The organism is Aeromonas sp. 600527 (assembly GCF_049175415.1).
Taxonomy (GTDB): Bacteria; Pseudomonadota; Gammaproteobacteria; order Enterobacterales; family Aeromonadaceae; genus Aeromonas; species Aeromonas veronii_A.
The window spans coordinates 288,185-305,906 of record NZ_JAAKVA010000002.1 but is presented as its reverse complement, the minus strand read 5'-3'; the positions used below and the strand labels follow the sequence as shown (position 1 = coordinate 305,906).

General features: G+C 58.3%; 12 protein-coding genes. All 12 read left to right on the top strand.

The window, feature by feature from the left end; genetic code table 11:
- The 12 genes from G5154_RS04800 to G5154_RS04745 all read left to right on the top strand — a co-directional run bounded on the left by G5154_RS04800 (window position 1) and on the right by G5154_RS04745 (window position 17,568).
- Window positions 1-1,539 (top strand): sigma-54 interaction domain-containing protein, encoded by a 1,539-nt coding sequence (locus tag G5154_RS04800; protein ID WP_421250427.1) that lies wholly within the window; start codon window positions 1-3, stop codon window positions 1,537-1,539.
- Window positions 1,539-2,144, top strand: coding sequence for a type VI secretion system-associated protein VasI (vasI, locus tag G5154_RS04795; protein ID WP_421250426.1), 606 nt, complete (start codon window positions 1,539-1,541; stop codon window positions 2,142-2,144). Before G5154_RS04800 ends, vasI begins: the two co-directional genes overlap by 1 nt.
- A gap of 9 nt (window positions 2,145-2,153) precedes the next feature.
- Window positions 2,154-3,581 carry a type VI secretion system protein TssA gene (gene tssA / locus G5154_RS04790; protein ID WP_421250425.1) on the top strand — a complete coding sequence of 476 codons (1,428 nt, stop codon included), beginning with the start codon at window positions 2,154-2,156 and terminating at the stop codon, window positions 3,579-3,581.
- 41 nt (window positions 3,582-3,622) lie between these two features.
- Complete coding sequence (gene tssM, locus G5154_RS04785; protein ID WP_421250424.1) at window positions 3,623-7,114, top strand: type VI secretion system membrane subunit TssM; 3,492 nt, start codon at window positions 3,623-3,625, stop codon at window positions 7,112-7,114.
- A 44-nt stretch (window positions 7,115-7,158) separates the two neighbouring features.
- A complete protein-coding gene (locus G5154_RS04780) occupies window positions 7,159-8,589 on the top strand; it encodes a VasL domain-containing protein (RefSeq protein ID WP_421250423.1) in 1,431 nt (476 codons plus the stop codon).
- 305 nt (window positions 8,590-8,894) lie between these two features.
- A complete protein-coding gene (locus G5154_RS04775) occupies window positions 8,895-9,182 on the top strand; it encodes a type VI secretion system PAAR protein (protein ID WP_421250422.1) in 288 nt (95 codons plus the stop codon).
- 119 nt (window positions 9,183-9,301) lie between these two features.
- Window positions 9,302-11,344 carry a type VI secretion system tip protein VgrG gene (locus G5154_RS04770; RefSeq protein ID WP_421250421.1) on the top strand — a complete coding sequence of 681 codons (2,043 nt, stop codon included), beginning with the start codon at window positions 9,302-9,304 and terminating at the stop codon, window positions 11,342-11,344.
- On the top strand, window positions 11,344-12,183 hold the full coding sequence (locus tag G5154_RS04765; RefSeq protein WP_216978380.1) for a DUF4123 domain-containing protein: 840 nt from the start codon (window positions 11,344-11,346) through the stop codon (window positions 12,181-12,183). The genes G5154_RS04770 and G5154_RS04765 overlap by 1 nt, the downstream gene beginning before the upstream one ends.
- Complete coding sequence (locus G5154_RS04760; protein WP_421250420.1) at window positions 12,180-15,170, top strand: toxin VasX; 2,991 nt, start codon at window positions 12,180-12,182, stop codon at window positions 15,168-15,170. Before G5154_RS04765 ends, G5154_RS04760 begins: the two co-directional genes overlap by 4 nt.
- A gap of 1 nt (window position 15,171) precedes the next feature.
- Window positions 15,172-15,900, top strand: a complete 729-nt coding sequence (locus tag G5154_RS04755; RefSeq protein ID WP_216978382.1) for a hypothetical protein — start codon at window positions 15,172-15,174, stop codon at window positions 15,898-15,900.
- Window positions 15,901-16,046: 146 nt separating this feature from the next.
- Window positions 16,047-16,775 (top strand): hypothetical protein, encoded by a 729-nt coding sequence (locus tag G5154_RS04750; protein WP_421250419.1) that lies wholly within the window; start codon window positions 16,047-16,049, stop codon window positions 16,773-16,775.
- A gap of 67 nt (window positions 16,776-16,842) precedes the next feature.
- The gene (locus tag G5154_RS04745; RefSeq protein ID WP_216978384.1) at window positions 16,843-17,568 is read left to right on the top strand and encodes a hypothetical protein; all 726 of its coding nucleotides are present in this window, start codon (window positions 16,843-16,845) and stop codon (window positions 17,566-17,568) included.
- Window positions 17,569-17,722 lie beyond the last annotated feature (154 nt).

Below are 17,722 nucleotides of genomic sequence, written 5' to 3'. Positions count from 1 at the left end.
ATGGAGCAAGCCCTCGCATTCGCCCTCGCGCTCACCTCGCAACGGGATGAACAACATCTCTGCCACTGGTGGAGCTCGACCCTCAATGCCAGCTTCCAGCCCAAAGGCTTGCTGCTTGGCATGCTGGATGTGAGCGGCCGTCAGCTGGAGTGCAAAGGGTGGGTCAAGGGGCTGGAGGTGGCGCTGGCGCTGGCGGTGGATGATTTCTCTCATCCCCTTGCCTATGTGCTGCACAAGGCGCAATCCCGCACCTGGGACTCCCTCCATGGTGGCGCTCGCATCGAGCATGCCGGTTTTCGTGAACTGCTGGCCAACCTTGGCCAGCCGTGCGGCCTGCACGCTTTTCCACTCAATGATGGCAACGGCAAGCCGTTTGCCGTGCTGGCGATGATGGACAGCGGCGATGTGCTGCAGGAGTGGGCGGCCCGCCCCGAGCTGGCCAGTCTGGCCCAGGTCTTTTGCAACCAGCTCACCCTGATCCGCGATCTGGGACGTAGCCGCCGGGATCAGAGCGTGCTGCGCGACTCCCTGCGTCAGATAAAGGGGGAGGGGGAGCGCCAGCGCCAGCATGAGAAGTTGCTGGGCGAGCAGTTGGTTGGCCAGTCGGCGGTGATCCGCGGCCTGCGCGAGCAGATCGCCCAGGCGGGCCAGCACAAGCTGACCGTGCTCATTCAGGGGGAGACCGGCAGTGGCAAGGAGGTGGTCGCCCGGCTGGTGCATAAGTGCTCCGATCGCGCCAACAAGCCCTTCGTCGCCATTAACTGCGCCGCCATTCCGGAGAATCTCATCGAGAGCGAGCTGTTCGGTTATCAGAAGGGAGCCTTCTCCGGCGCCCTCTCCAACAAGACCGGGCTGGTGGCGCAGGCCAATGGTGGCACCCTGTTTCTCGATGAAGTGGGCGACATGCCCGCCGCCATGCAGGCCAAGCTGCTGCGGGTGCTGGAAACCCGCAGCTACCGGCCCCTTGGGGCAGAGCAGGAGTATCACTCCGATTTTCGCCTCATCGCGGCCACTCATCAGCCGCTGACCCGCCATGTGGAGGAGGGGCGGTTCCGTGCCGACCTCTACCATCGTCTCTGCCAGTGTCTGCTGCTGATCGCCCCGTTGCGAGAACATATCGAAGATGTGCCGCTGCTGTGCCAGCACTTCATGGCCCAGTTTGCCGCGCAGGATGACAAGGGACTGGCTGGCTTGCAGCGCAAGTTCCTCAAGCAACTGCAAAGTTACGACTTCCCCGGCAACGTGCGCGAGTTGCGCAATCTGCTGGAGGTGGCCTGTGCCCACACCCGTCACGGTGAAGAGGTAGGGCTTGGCGCCTTGCCACCGGAGCTGCGGGATCGGGTTTGTGCCGAGCTGCCCGATGCGCTGGATGATTACAACCATATCCGCGATCTGCGCCGGGCCATGCAGCAGTACGAGGCATCGGTGATTGAAGCGCGCCTGCGCTACTTTCAGGGCAATCGCATGCTGGTGGCCGAGAGCCTCAATATTCCCAAGCGCACCCTGGATCACAAGTGCCAGAAACTGGAGGTGAACTGATGATCATCATGGGTTTGTTTCCCCTGCTGCTGGCGACCGGCAACGCAGTCCCCCCCCTCGATATGGCGGGTTGGCAAGCGTGTCGCCGCGAGCCATCCCCGCTGATCCGGCTCGCCTGTTATGACGCCCTTGGCAATGAGGCGATGCCATCAGGCAGCAAGGAGAGCACCAAGTCTCCGTCCTGGCTGGCGATAGCGGAGCAGGAGTTGGCACGAGTGCCCGATAGCTCCCCCTTCCTGTTGCGACAGGATGAGGAGAGCGGCACGGCGGTACTGACCCGTCCGGCCCTGCGCGGTGCCACCCTGGCGATCGGCTGCGTCAACAACATCACCCATATCCGCTTGCGACTGGATGCGCCGTGGCGCGGGGAGAGTGTCGAGGTCGCGCTGGATGGACAAGCCACTCGCAGCAGTCAGAGCTGGTTTATCCGGGATCAGGGATGGCTGCTCGAATATGGCCGCGGTCTGCCCGCTATAGAGGAGCTCAAACGCTGGATTGGTCATCGTGAATTGCAGGTTCAGGCGGCCAACGGTGCCTTGCTGCGGGTCGATCTCGGCGGCCTGAAAGAGGCGCTGATACCGGTGCGCCAACAGTGTCGCTGGTAGGGGGGGCAAATGAGCTATCAACACCCCTGGTGTAGCCGTCTGCTCACCAGCTTGCCGGATGCACAGATCAAAGGGGCTGTGCTGGCCGATGAACCGCGCTGGGACTATGTGGAGACCGAGCTGGTCAAGTTGGGCTCCCTTGCCCACAGCCAGGTCGATCTCAATGCGGTGGCCGAAGCCTGTCTGGGGTTGCTGGAGAGTCGCACCAAGGATATGCGGGTGTTGGCCCAGCTGTTGCGCTGCCTGCAACATCCGGCCAAAGCGACCCCGATGGGAGCGGCATTGAGTTTGCTGGAAGCCTGGATCAAGGCTTACTGGCTGTTGGCCTGGCCCGGGAATGCGGCTCAGAAGCAGCGATTGATGGTGCAGATCATCAAGCGCTTCGAGGGGGCCCTGCCGAGGGTGAGCGAGAGCGCTTCGGCGGCCGAGCTGGCTCAGTTGCTGGCGCAGGCTGAACAGCTGGAGGCCGTCTGGCTGGCCCAGTGCCCCGACAAGAGCGAGCTGCTGGATCCCCTGATGATGGGGTTGAAGCGAGCGCAGCGACAACAGGTTGTCCAGGCTCAGGCTGATGTCGGAACTCAACCTGCAAGCAGCGCTGTTGCAGCCACCGCCAGCGCGAGCAGCATGGCGAGCGCTATGGTGCTCAGTGGCACCAGCAAGGGCTCCGGCATCGAGATTGACAACTCCAACGATCGGGCATGGCGACAGACCCAGCTCAAGGTGGCGGAGCTGCTGATTGAGCGCCAGCCGGAGGCTGCGATCGGTTATCGGCTGCGTCGTCACGCCATCTGGGCCGGTATCACCACCCCGCCGATGACGGCGCAGGGGAGCAAAACCCAGCTGGCCTCCATGTCGGTGGACATGGTGGATGAGTATCGCGCCGCCATGGGCACGCCAGATCTGGCGCTCTGGCAGCGCATCGAGCAGAGCCTGACGCTGGCCCCTTACTGGTTCGAGGGGCACAGGCTCTCGGCCGAGGTGGCCCAGAAGCTGGGATATGGCGCGGTGGCGCAGGCCATCATGGCGGAGCTGGATGCGTTTTTGCTGCGTCTTCCCGCGCTGCGGGATCTCACCTTCAGCGATGGTTCCCCGTTTCTCTCCTCCGAGTGCAGTCGCTGGTTGCAGCCTGCCAAGAGTGGTGGAGGCGGCAGCGGACAGGTCGAGTTGGCCGAGGAGGTTGCCTTGCGTCATGGGGAGCAGGGGATTGCCGCCGCGCTCGCCCTGCTTGATGAGCGGATGGCACAGATGAAAGAGCCAAGAGCCCGCTTCCATGCCTTGCTGGTGCAGGCGGAGTTGTTGGAGCAGGAAGGCATGGAGGCGCTTGCGCGCCAGCAATATCAACACTTGTGGCAAGAGGCGAATCGCCTCGGGTTGTCGCAGTGGGAGCCTGGGCTGGTCAGCCGCCTGGCCCCCTATGCCGCTCATTTGCCGAACTAAGTGCCGAAATGAGTCATTGAGTCGGAGTTGGATCACATTTTATGTTCAAAACCATTTTTACCTTGTCGAGGCAACAGCTGCCGAAACTGAAACCCTCCTGGCCCCTGCTCGGTGCTGTGCTGTGGGTTGTCGCCCTGATCCTGGTGTGGTGGCTGGGGCCTCGCATCGAGATCCGTGATGCCAGGCCATTCGAGGCCTTGTGGGGGCGGGTGGTATTCACCCTGCTCTGGCTCTGGTTGCTGCTGGGGGTACTCTCCTGGCGGGTATGGCGCAAGATGAAACAGCTCAAGGCCGAGCGCCGGCATGAGGTGCTGCTGGAGCAGGATCCGGTCAAAGGGCTCATCGACAAACAGGCGCTGTTCCTCGATCGCTGGTTGCAAGCTCTGAATGAACACCTTGGCAAGGGGGCGCTCTACGCCATGCCATGGTATCTGGTGTTGGGGCTGCCCGGCAGCGGCAAGAGCAGCCTGATCCACCGTGCCAACCCGGCCAACAAACTCAATCCCAGGCTCGATACCGAACTGCGGGACGTGGCGCAAGGCCAGCTGGTCGATTGCTGGCTGGGGGAGCAAGCGGTGATGCTGGATCCGGCCGGTGTGCTGTTGTCCCAGACCGAGCAGGAGCCGGAGTCTCGCAAACATGAGCGGCTCTGGCTGCATCTGCTGAACTGGCTCAACGAGCATCGTCGTCGCCAGCCCCTCAATGGTCTGGTATTGACTGTTGATTTGGCGTGGTTGTCTGCAGCCAGCGTGGCCGAGCGCAAGGCCTATGCCCAGCTGATGCGTGCCCGGTTGCAAGAGGTGTCGGCCACCATGAATACCCGGCTGCCGCTCTATGTCACCTTCACCAAGCTCGATATGCTGCGCGGCTTTGATGTGGTCTATGAACAGCTGGATAAAGAGGCCCGTGACGCCGTGCTGGGGGTGACCTTCAACCCCGGCAGCAGTCAGGGCAAATCCTGGCAGCAGGATCTGGCGCTGTTCTGGGATCAGTGGGTCGACAACCTCAACCGCAATCTGCCCGAGATGATGCTGGCCCGGCTCGATGCCGCCCAGCGCAACGCCCTCTTCTCGTTTGTCCGTCAATTGGCGGGTCTCAAGGATTATGTGACCAGCCTGCTCGATGAAACCCTGACCATTGAAGAGAGCAAGCCACTGCTGGTGCGCGGCGTCTATATCAGCTCCGTTTATCAGCAAGGTGTCCCGTTCGATGCCTTTGCCCAGGCCGCTTCCCGGCGTTACAGCTTGCCCGAGCCGATCCACTCCGCCCTGCGCGGGGAGTCCAACACCTATTTCGTGCGCAAGCTCTTCTCCTCGATCATCTTCCCGGAGGCCCATCTGGCCGGAGAAAACCGGCTGCATACCCTCTATCGCCGCCGCCGGATGACCATTGGCCTCGGCTGTTTGTCGCTCTTCTCTGCCGCCCTGATCGGTGGCTGGCACTACTTTTACCGGGTCAACGAGGAGGCGGGTCGCAATGTACTGACCAAGGCGCAGGCCTTTATGGAGACGAATGAGGTGGCCGATGCCCACGCCTTCGGGGTGAGCCAGTTGCCGCGTCTCAACCTTATTCGCGAGGCGACCCTCTCTTTTGGCAACTACCGGGAACGCATGCCGCTGGTGGCGGATCTCGGCCTCTATCAGGGGGACGAAATTGGCCCCTATGTGGAGGGATCCTATCTGCAACTGCTGAGTCTGAGCTTTCTGCCGGCCCAGATGCAGGGGCTGCTGGACGATCTCGACCAGGCGCCGGCTGGTAGCGAGGAGAAGCTCGCCATTCTGCGGGTGATGCGGATGCTGGATGATGCCTCTGGTCGCAACAAGGAGCTGGTGGAGCAGTACATGGCCAACCGCTGGCAAAAAGCGTTCCCGGGGCAGGGGGCAGTGCAGGAGCAGCTGATGGGGCATCTTGACTATGCCCTCGATCATACCGACTGGCATGGCGCTCGCGCCGCCCGTGATCAGGCCGCCATCACGGCATTTTTGCCGTTCAAGGAGCCGGTGTATGGCGCCCAGCGGGAGCTCGGCAAGCTGCCCATGTATCAGCGGGTCTATCAGAATCTGGTGGTGAAGGCGGGCGATGTGCTGCCGCCTGCTCTCAACGTGCGTGACGAGGTGGGCCCCGCCTTTGATACCGTCTTTGCCCTGCGCAACGAGAGTGCCGGTCAGGTGCCGCGTCTGCTGACCTGGCCCGGTTTCAGCGATTTCTTCCTCAAGCAGGACAAGGCGCTGCTCGACCTGACCGCCATGGATGCCTGGGTACTGGGCCAGCGCAAGCTGAGCCAGTTGAGCGAGGCCGATCGCAAGGATATCACCCGTCAGGTCAACGATCGTTACGTCACCGATTATGTCAACCAATGGCAGACGTTGCTGACTAACCTTGACATCCAGCCTCTCTCCAGCCCCGAGCAGGCGCTGGATGTGCTCTCCACCATTACCGGTAATGACCAGCCGTTCCTGCGGGTGCTGGCCGCACTGGATGATAACACCCGTATTCGCAAACTGTCCGATGTGGAAGGGGATCCGGCACAGGCACTCACGGCGCGTATCGGTCGACCCTTTATGGCCACCAACGGTGTCTTGACCAGCCGTGGCGAGCAGGGGCCGCTGATTTCGGAAGTGAACCAGAAGCTGATTGAGCTGCAGCATTATATGGAGCTCATCGTCAATGCCACCGAGCCGGGACAGTCTGCCCTCAAGGCGGTGCAGTTGCGTCTGGCCAACAAGTATGCAGACCCGGTCTTTGCTCTGCAGCAGTATGCCCGTGGCCTGCCAGACCCACTCAATCGCTGGGTGGGGCAGCTGGCGGATCAAAGCTCGCAACTGGTGGTCGATCTGGCGATGTCATCCCTCAATCAGGAGTGGCAGGAGAAGGTGTTGGCACCGTTCAACAGCCAACTGGCAGATCGTTATCCGTTTAACCCGGGCTCAGCCAAGGATGTGCCGCTCTCAGAGATGGAACGTTTCTTTGCCCCCGGCGGCACGCTGGACAGCTTCTATCAGGTCAACCTCAAGCCGATGGTTGAAGGCGGGCTGATGGAGGGTGAACTGAGCTCACCCATTCAGGCCGAGCTGGTCAAGCAGCTGGATCGCGCGGCGCGCATCCGCCAGACCTTCTTCAGTCAGCAGGGCAATCTGGAGGTGCAATTTGCCCTCGAGCCCATCGAGCTCACCGCCAACAAGCGGCGCAGCGTGCTCAATCTGGATGGCCAGTTGCTGGAGTATGCCCACGGTCGTCGCAACAAGATCCCGCTGGTGTGGCCAAACACCATGCGCGACGGGGCCGAGAGCAAGATCACCCTGGTACCGGCTGCTCGTGAACGGTCGCCGCGCAGCGAAGGCTTTGTCGGACCCTGGGCCATGTTCCGCCTGATGGACAAGGGGGAGCTGACCCGGGTCAACGACGCCACCTTTGATGTCCGTTTTCCAGTGGATCACGGCGCCATGACCTATCGGGTCTATACCGACAGTGCCCAGAACCCCTTTACCGGCGGCCTGTTCAGCCAGTTCAGATTGCCTGAATCCCTCTATTGATCATGCAGGGGGGCATGCGAGCCCCTCTCATCTTGGAAGCCGATATGTCACAGAATCAACAAGGCCAGCAGGCATTGAAGGTGGGGCGAGACCCCAGAATGTTGCCGGAATACGAGGCGCTGCGCGCCGAGATCAACAAGCTCAGTCACGCCTCCCGCCCCGAGGTGGATTGGGTCCGGATCCATCAGCTCGCCAGTCAAATCTTTGAAAAGCACGGGGTGGATCTGCAGACCGCCATCTACTTCACCCTGGCACGATCCCGGCTGCAGGGATTGAGTGGCTTTACCGAAGGGTGCGAGTTTCTCGCCAATCTGATCGTCACCCAGTGGGAGAGTGTCTGGCCACCGTTACACCAGGAGCGGGCCCGTATCGAGATGCTCGACTGGTTTATCGCCCGCATCAGCGACGTGATCCGCCAGTACCAGATCAGCCACGAGGACAAGCGGCTGATCTACCGCTGCGAGCGTGCACTGCAACTCATCAGCGAGAAGTTGCACAACGTCGGCCTCAGTCGCATTCCCCGGGTCGAGAATCTGGTGCACTTTATCGAGGGGTACACCCATCTGTTTGACGAGACAGAGATCGTCATCGTCTCCGATGAGCCGGGACTCAAGGAGGAGCTGCAGATCCCGCCGATGGTCTTTTTCAAGCCGGATATTGAGCAGAGCCACGGCAGCGTGGCTTCGGCATCGACCCCGCACTTGCCTCAGGGCAGTATCCTGGTGGGGCGTGAGAAGGGACAGGTCAAGCCGACCGTGCTCAAGATTGAGCAGCACCGCAAACAGCGGCCGGCCTGGTTCTGGTTTGGCTGTGGCCTGCTTACCTGCGCCTTGCCCATGATGGGGTGGTTTGGCTGGCAACATCAGCAGCAGGAGAAGATCATCGCGGCGCAACGGTTGCAACAACCCGCTGCGGCGTTGCCGCAGGCTCTGAGTTATGACGACATTCGCCAGGCGCGCATCGTGTTGGGGGAGCAGACCCTGCAGGGGATGGAGAGCGAGCTGGTGTCGCGTTATCAGGCCCAACTGGATCGGCTGGAGCAGACCTCGCCCCTCTACTGGTACCGTTATGGCGAGGGGCTGCGCAATTCGCTGCAGATGCTCTATCCCGACTCGCTGGCGGTCAAGGCCCTCGACAAACAGTGGCAGACCGCGCTGGCCGGCCAGCAGGGGGATCTCAACCGGGTGCCGACCTATCTGGAGGCGCGCGCCGGGGTCGATGCCCTGATCGATCAGCTGCTGGAGCTGGAGCGTCAGCGCAAGACGGTCACGATTTCCTACCTCAAGTCTCAGCTCTACGAGGTACAGAAGAACCTGATGCAGGAGGTCCCGTTCAGTTTACGTCTGAGCGAACTGGAGGCGCGAAAAGCGTCGCAGGAGCCTATTACGGCTGCCGAGCTGAAAGGGATAGAGAGTGACTTGAAAGCACTCAACATCCGGCTTTACCAACTGCAAAAGGGGCTATCAGGTAGCTGATTGCTCTGTTATGCGCAACCAGTTGCGCATACTCCAGATGGTTGCACTGCAGATGCAATATTTTGCAGGGGGATTGCCCAGTTTGCGCAATCCCTTGCGAACAGCTCAGTCTGTTGTTTATCGAAATATGGTAACCATTTGATTTTATTTGGCTAATTTCGCCAGTGCTGAATGGCATAGCCTGTGCTGTGGCCTGTTCTGTTTATCCGCTGTTTATCAAAATCGCCTGTGCTCGGTGCGTTCCATCGGGCACAGGGGCAGAGGGATGATGTCTGTGCGTCTCCCCGCTCATATGGAGAATGACTATGTGCCCCGCTATCGCACTGCTCGGTGACATTGGCACCGACCACGATGGCTTCCCACCGACCCCGGTGATAGCTGCCAGTCCTGACGTGCTCCTCGATGGCAAGCCAGTGGCCCGTCAGGGCGACCCGCTGGCACCCCACGACAAGCCCAACAATCCACCTCACCCGCGCAGCATCGCCGGAGGCGTAGGGTCTGTGCTGGTCAATGGCAAACCTATCGCTATAACCGGCACCGCGGTGGATTGTGGTGGCGTAGTGATTGGTTCCGGTAGCGGACAGGCCGGTTAGAGAGTGCTGTCACTGTTTTGATCGGTTATGAGGTAAGGCCGTCAATGATGGCTTTATCTCATCATCGAACCACCAAGTAGCGCGCCGCGGGCGTGCGGTAGCTATGGAGAAGGCACAAGATGGCCAATAGCACAGGATTACAATTTACCGCCAAGGTGGGGGCGCTGCCCGAGAGCACCTTCGTGGTGGCCAGTTTCCAGCTGGATGAGGGGCTGAACCGGCCGTTCAATCTGCAGCTGGAGTTGGCCAGCAGCCAGCCTGATGTCGACTTTGGCGCCGTGCTGGACCAGCCCTGCGAGCTCATGGTGTGGTACAACGGCGAGCTGCAACGCCGGGTGTGCGGGGTAGTGAGCGAATTTGCCCAAGGGGACAGCGGCTTTCGTCGCACCCGCTATCAGCTGCAAGTCAAACCCGCCCTGTGGCGACTGGGGTTGCGCCAGAACTCCCGCATTTTTCAGGCGCAGAAGCCCGACGAAATCCTCAGCATCCTGCTGCAAGAGCACGGCATCACCGACTACGCCTTTGCCCTGAAAAATGAGCATGCCCAGCGCGAGTACTGCGTCCAGTATCGCGAGACCGACCTTGATTTCGTGAACCGCCTCGCAGCCGAAGAGGGCTTGTTCTACTTCCACGAATTCGAGCAAGGCAAACACCGCATCGTCTTTGCTGACGATGCCGCAGCCCTGACTGCCGGCCCCGAGCTCTTTTTCAACCTTGGCAACCGTTCGCTGGAACAAGGTCCTTACGTGCGCCAGTTCCACTACCGCGAGGCGGTGCGTCCCTCTGATGTGGAGCTCAAGGACTACAGCTTCAAGACCCCGGCCTATGGCCTCTCCCACAAGAAGCTGGGCGCAGAGCTTGAGCATCAACGGGACACTTACCAGCACTTCGACTACCCGGGCCGCTACAAGCAGGACCCGAGTGGCAAGGCGTTTGCCCAGCACCGGCTCGATGCCCTGCGCAATGACGCGGTGGCAGGCAGTGGCAAATCCAACTGCGCCGCCTTGTTGCCGGGCCAGCACTTTTCATTGACCGAACACCCCAACGGTAGCCTTAACACCGACTGGCAAATCGTCCATATCCGCCACACCGGTGAGCAACCCCAGGCGCTGGAGGAGGAGGGCGGCAGCGGCCCGACCGTCTACCACAACGAATTTGGCGTGGTGAAGGCAAGCACCACCTGGCGGGCCCGCGTCGGCAGCCCCGAGGCGCCCCACAAGCCGATGGTGGACGGCCCGCAAATCGCCATCGTAGTCGGCCCCGAGGGCGAGGAGATTTACTGCGACGAGCACGGCCGGGTGAAGCTGCAATTCCCGTGGGACAGATATGGCAGCTCCAACGACCAGAGCTCCTGCTGGGTGCGAGTATCGCAAGGCTGGGCCGGCGGCCAGTACGGCATGATGGCCATCCCGCGTATCGGCCACGAGGTGATTGTCTCGTTTCTGGAAGGAGACCCTGACCAGCCCATCGTGACGGGGCGCACCTACCACGCTACCAACCGGCCACCGTATGAGTTGCCGGCCAACAAGACTCGCACCGTGCTGCGCACCGAAACCCACAAGGGCGAGGGTTTTAACGAGCTGCGTTTTGAAGACCAGGCGGGGCAGGAAGAGATTTATATCCACGGTCAGAAAGACCTGAATGTGCTTATCGAAAATGATGCGGCGTGGCATATCAAGCACGACGAGCACCGCGATATCGACAACGAACGGGTCACCCGCATCAAGGCCAACGACCACCTGACGGTGGAGGGTGAGAAGCGTGACCAGATCAAGGGGGACTATTCGCTGACGGTGGATACCTCCATGCATCAGAAGCTGGGTCAATCTCTGCTGGTTGATGCTGGTCAGGAGGTGCATCACAAGGCTGGCATGAAGATCGTGATGGAGGCCGGCGCCGAGTTGACCCTCAAGGTGGGTGGCAGCTTTGTGAAGCTCGACGCCGGTGGCGTCACGCTAAGCGGTGGCTCCATCAAGATGAACTCCGGCGGCAGTCCTGGCTCTGGCTCCGGTTGGGCTGGGCAGATGCCGATCCAGCCCGGTGCGGTTGAGGTTGTTGCCCCCCCTGTGCCTATGGATCCGGTGCGCCAGATTGCAACGCTCAAATCGGCAGAGCCGGTCTGCGAGATTTGTGAACAACTGGCCAAGGGGGAGAGCCAGTAATGGTTTTGCCCGAGTTTGATTTGGCCAAAGGAGAGCAACTCTATCTGCTGCTCGATGGCGGGCAGATCCCCGAGCTTGAACGGCAGTTGTTTGAGGTAACCGATAGCCCCGTTTACCAGCCACTTTATCTCTACGCTCCATGGGATAGTTTGCGGGAGGTCTCGCCCTGTCTGGTTGAGGCCAGCGAGCCCTTGCTCGGCTGGTTTCAGACGCTGCCCGCCAATGCCGGATGGCTGCTTTCATCCCCTTTGTCCCTTTTGCCGCTGGCTGACCAGTTGCGCCAGCTTATCGAGGTCGAAAGTCCCTACGGTAGCCGTATTCTGCTCAAACTGGCAGCGCCGGAAACCATGGCATGTCTATTGGTGGATGCGGATCCCTGGTATTGGCGAGGGATCACACAGGTCTGGCTGCCAACCCGCACAGGTTGGCTCCATTGGCAGGTCAAAGAGGCACTTGCCGAGCCGATTGGCGATACATGCAGACTAACCGATGCACAGTGGGCACGTTTGAGTGACGTGAGCTGGCAACACCAGTTGGATGCAACTTATCACCACATGGCGCACTGGTTTCCTGCCCGATTGGCGCAGCAGAGTGATCCGCAGAACTGGATTGCCCGCTGGGCCGAGCAGGCTTATCAACTTGGATTTCAGACCGAACGCGACTTGCTGCTGTTTTTCAATGTGTTGGGATTTTTGGGCGAGTCGTGGTGGCAGGACGATGCCTATCCGGTCGTGACCAAGTTATTGACTACCCCCTCGGCACAGACCCCGTCACAACGTGTTGAACAAGCTGCCAGCTGGGCAGAGCAACACGTCATTGCACAGGAAAGAACCTCATGAGCACCCCGAATCAAGCAGCTGGCGCTGCCGGCAACAAGGATTGCAAAAGTCCGGTTGGCACTTGCCCTTTTAAAAACAAAGAGATTGCTCTGGTGCCGGTGCGTTATGCCCTAGATGAGCTCTTTGACGTGCCAGCCAAACAACCTCATCCCTTACCGTCGAAAGGGTTCAAGGGCGCCCTGGATCTAAAGGCAACGCCTTACACTTTGCGCCAACTGCGCGATGGCTGGCTCTATGTCTTTGATGAAAAAGCAAAAATTCTCGACGAGTATGAGGTTAAAGGCAGCCAATTTATTCACGAGAGCAAGGGAAGCAAGGGGCATCTGCTTTATCCGGCCAACCACAAGGTGGCGATGGCCTTCTCCCATCAGCGCTGGACCGAGCGGCTGAAAAAGGCGTATCGCAAAGAGAGCGGCCTGCGCAGCAAAGGGATGCGCTCTTTTAATCTGCTCTCGCTGGCCAGCAAGATGGGGGGCGAGCATGCGGGATTGCTCGACCTGCTCTCTACTCACGTAGCCGACATGGGCTTGCCCAACAAGGGATTCGTCAATAGTTGTGCCCCCCTTAAGGCTCCCGCAGGTATTAAACCTGGCAAGCTGTGGCACGACAAACCCGCAGGCTCACCGGAGGCTAGCAAGGCTGGCATACCAGATTTTAAGAGTGCTCTGGTGGTGGCACTCGATGACCTTATCTCGGATATGCACGATGTGACCGAGCGCCTAAGCGACATCATCCTCCGCTATGAACATCCCTTTCATGACGACAACACCCGCCACCGCTGGAACATGGCCGGTATCACCGAGATGCTGGCTCTGCCACAGCTTGATGAGAGCAGTTTGCCGGTCTCAGCCAGAGGCGACCGTCTGGCGACCTTCAAGCTCAAGAAGCAGTTGCAGTCATATCTGGTTGCCAACCATGACTACAAAGAGCGTAAGGGGAGTGGTAATCACTACATCGATCTGGGGGCCGAGCAGCGCCTGATGGCGCAGCATGCTGAACTCAAGCTGCTGGGCCTCAACCCCGACAAGTGGGCCAGCTGGCCTGGAGTGCGTTTTGATGACGAAGTGAACTGGTCTGGGCTGGAAGGGATTATCCAGCAATATGCGCGGGGCGTGGATGCTCTGCGTCCGCGCTGGCTGGCGACCTATGACGATGCCCTGCAGTTACTGCAGGCGTTACCGACCTCCCCTTTGCTGTTGGGGCTTGATAGCCAGACGGAGGATACCCAGACCCTCTTGCTGGCCAGCAGTAGCCAGTGGCTCTTTAGCCTGTTTTTTGCCCCCGATACCCAACGGGGGGCCGCGCTGACCAAGGCATTGAAAAAGGGGGCGCTGCCCGCGCTGGCACACTACGGCTTTGATATCGAAGTTAAAAAAGAGCTCGAGAACAATCCCGGTTGGATTGGGGTGGGCAATATCACCGGTGTCGCCAATGCGCTGGCGGCGATGGAAGCGATAGCCAGTAACCATCTTCTGAGCAATAGCAAGCTGTTTGGCGGGTTCCATGAGGCGGCCAAGGCAACCATGAGCGCCCTCAAAGCGGCCATCGCCGGGGCGGCCATCAAGCCATGGCAACAGCTCAGCGAGTTGCTGCATCCCCATCTGCTCAGCGGTGAAAAACTTGGCCGCACTCTGAGTCTGGTGGTACTCGAATCCATTCACACCGGCCAGCAGGTGCGCATCAACTCCGCATTTGCGGCCGAGAGCAAAGCCTTTGTGGCTCAGGTGCAGGGCAACCTGCTTGGCAAGTTGGCAACGCCCGGCAAGATAACAGAGGGCCACCTTGGCCGGATGAAGGCGGCAGGCGCCGAGTGGTCGCAGCTGAAATGGCCCCGCCTGTTATTGCTGGAAGGCGGTTTGCAGCAGGATTTTGAACGTAAGATGACCAGCTACCTCAATTTGCAGCGGCAAGGGGCGAAAGGGGCACAAGCGGCTGCCAAGGTGTGGCAAGAGTGGGGCAACTTTGGCGGGTTGGCGGCCCTGCTCAACATCGCCAACCTGACGGTGGCGCTGCAAGGGTATGACGAGAGCGCGCGCAAACTGCATGGCAACCCTGCTGCACAGCAGGAGCTGAGCCGCAACCTGGCCTACACCGCCGCCTGGACCGGCAGCGCTATGGTCGCCATCAAGCAAGGGCAGGTGGTGGTGCCTGACCATCTTCTTGAGAAACGCTTGGCTCTTGCCATGAAGGAGAACCCCGCCCTGGTGCGCCGCTTTGCGCTCACCACTGGCTGGATGACCGGGCTGGGGCTGCTGGCGGCGGGGCTGGAGGCGTGGGAAACACGCGCCAAGCTAAAGGATGATACCAATGCCGATATGGAGAGATTTGGTTACCAACTCAAGCTAGGTGGCCTGATCGCGCAGGGTATACCAGCCTTGTGGGCTTCCGGGAATCTGATAGCTGGAGCATCACTTGGTGCAATCTGGGCTCCCTGGATGGTTGCCGCTATCGGTATCGGCAGCCTGCTCTATCTGGCCGCCACCGTGATACTGGCACGCTACAGCCGTCTGCCTATTGAGCGCTGGCTGTTGCAATCCACCTGGGGCACCAAACCAGCCGGGTGGCCTGCGGCTGAAGAGTTGCTCCAGTATGAGCGGGTTGCCTGCCAGCCGACGGTGGAGCTCAAGGGGGAGACGCTGACCGTTGCGCTGCCGCCGCACCTGCGCACTATCACCTTGCAGCTGTCGATAAGGCGCCTCGGTTATGCGCCCTCCGGCCAAAGCTACCCCGCGGTGAGCGCAGTATTAGGGCCTGCGCAAGAGGCCGCCATCAAGATGACCAGCCAAGAGGCGGGGCAGGTGACACTGGCGGTTGTTGCCAATCAGGGGGATGAACTGCAGTTGCAGATAGGTTACCCGGCGGAAGAGAGTTTAAGTGGCCAGCCCTTGCGCTTTATGGCCCGCGGTACCTTGGCCAAAGGGGTGGTATTGACCGCTGAGATCGATGATAAACTGCCCGCCCAGGGCACCTTGATAGAGTTGAAATAAGATGAGTGACACCACAGAGCACAAGCAGAACGCAGAGAGTGCAGAGGCTGATGGCGCCAACCACTACTACAGCGAGCAGTACCTTGAGTTGCAAAAGGAGCCGGTTTTATATGAGTGGCAGATTGATCATCGGCAGAGGTTGGTGAGAGAGATGGCTGCGGGTTTATGCGGTTTACTTTGGTTTATTGGTTTAATGATTTTTATTAACGGTGATAATGAGCATGACTGGCAAATAACTCTCATGTTTCTGGTGTTTGGTGTATTAGGAGCACTTCAAGGACGTTATCTTTTTTCGCCTAATCAACTCTATCACTACCGAATGACTGCCAAGGGGATTTACTACACCCAGCAAGACAAGATCCCGGAAGTGGCTTATAGCATTATGCGTGGGATTGGTGGTTTGTTGATTGTGGGTAGCATCATTGCAGTCGGCTTGGTAGGCCCGCTGGCATTGGCCGGTGCAGGTGCAGGTGCATTTCTGGCCTTTAAAATCACCAATATGAAGCCAAGGATCCGCCATTATGGGTGTATTTTTAAGGGGGCAGGTGAAATATCAGTTTTTGGCAAGCTGTGCGGTATGGAAATCATGGAGATCCCGTATAGTGGAGGGGAATACGCACTCGTATTTAGCAAGCCGGAGGAATATCAACGTGTACTTGGTGATATCACGCGAGCGTTGCCGCACTATAAAGTGATTGAAGCTGCGAGCCGTAAGGAGTTTGGTTATTGAGACATGGGGACAAAGAAGCTGTAATTAAGCTTCTTTGTCCTTTGATTGACTAATAACAGAGCAAGATAGGCGACCCGGTGGCAGAGCGTTTAAGCGGCCAACCCCTGTGCTTTATGGCCCGTGGCACCTTGTAGAGTTAAAATAAGATGAATGACACCACAGAGCACAATCATAACGTAGAGAGTGCAGAGGCTGATGGCGCCAACCACTACTACAGCGAGCAGTACCTTGAATTGCAAAAGGAGCCGGTATTATATGAGTGGCAGATTGATCATCAACAATATCGCGTGTGGTTAGCCATTGCAGTGGTTGGGGGGGGGCTGTGGGCCATCAGTATTGGTTTTTTAATATTTGGTAATAATAATATTGACAGACAGTTAAGTCTTTTCTTTTTTGTTTCAGGTGTTTTGGCTGCGCTTCAGGGGCGTTACTTATTTGCACCCAATCAACTCTATCACTACCGAATGACTGCCAAGGGGATTTACTACACCCAGCAGGACAAAATCCCGGAAGTGGCTTACACCATTGCACGCGGGATTGGTGGCTTGCTGATTGTGGGTAGCATCATCGCAGTAGGCTTGGTTGGCCCGCTGGCGCTTGCCGGTGCAGGTGCAGGTGCATTTCTGGCTTTTAAAATCACTAATATGAAGCCGGAAATAAAGTATTTAGGTGCACTTTATACCGCAGAAGGAACATTGAAGTCATATAGAAAGGATAATGCGTTCATTATTGAAAGCTCACCCTTTAAGTTAGTTAATCACATAGTGATTAACTGCAATGCTGATGATTTTGATCATGTTTACAAAATAGCCAGGCAGTTCACCCCGAATCATAATGAAAGAGAAGTCTTTACGTATCGTGAATTCAGAGGGTGAACAGGTTGAGAGGCTATGTTGATGCTGCCTCAACCTGCTCAGAGGCCAAATAAAGAGTTGAAATAAGATGTGTGACGCCACAGAACGGCAGAGCGTAGAGAGTCCAGAGGCTGATAGCGCCAACCACTACTACAGCGAGCAATACCTTGAATTGCAAAAGGAGCCGGTTTTATATGAGTGGCAGATTGACCATCGGCAGAGACTTGCATGGGAACTTCCGATTGCCATAGGTGGCTTTCTTTGGTCAATCGGGATCTATTTGTTATTAACGAATGGTGAGGGTTTTTTCCCTAGGAATATATTCCTTTTTATTTTTGGGGCTGTCGCAATACTTCAGGGACGTTATCTTTTTACCCCCAATCAACTCTATCACTACCGAATGACAGCCAAGGGGATCTACTACACCCAGCAGGACAAGATCCCGGAAGTGGCTTACACCATTGCTCGCGGCATTGGTGGTTTGTTGATTGTGGGTAGCATTATTGCAGTGGGTTTGGTGGGCCCTCTGGCACTGGCCGGAGCGGGGGCGGGTGCATTTCTGGCCTTTAAAATTACCAATATGAAGCCAAAAATAAATCATTTTGGACGTTATTTTCACTCTGGTGATGGCACATTCTCTACATTTAGGTCTGGGTACTCAATAAAAATTGAAAGCATCCCTTTTAAAGTTCAAAATTTCTGTGTTGTACATTGTATGCCTGAAAATTTTGAGGAAATTTATGCGTTTATGAAAAAACAGCTTCCTCAATTTGATGAGATGGAAGTGTTAAGCCGCAAAGAGTTCGGTTATTAAGCCATGTGGCAGAGAGGCTGCAATTCAGCTTTTCTGCCCTTTGATTGACCAATAATGGTGCCACCTGCAATAGCGCCTGTCAGCCTCAAGGGTCAGCAGCTTGAGATCGGGTTACCCGGTTATATCAACAATCAAGCTGCCAGTGAAAGGCACC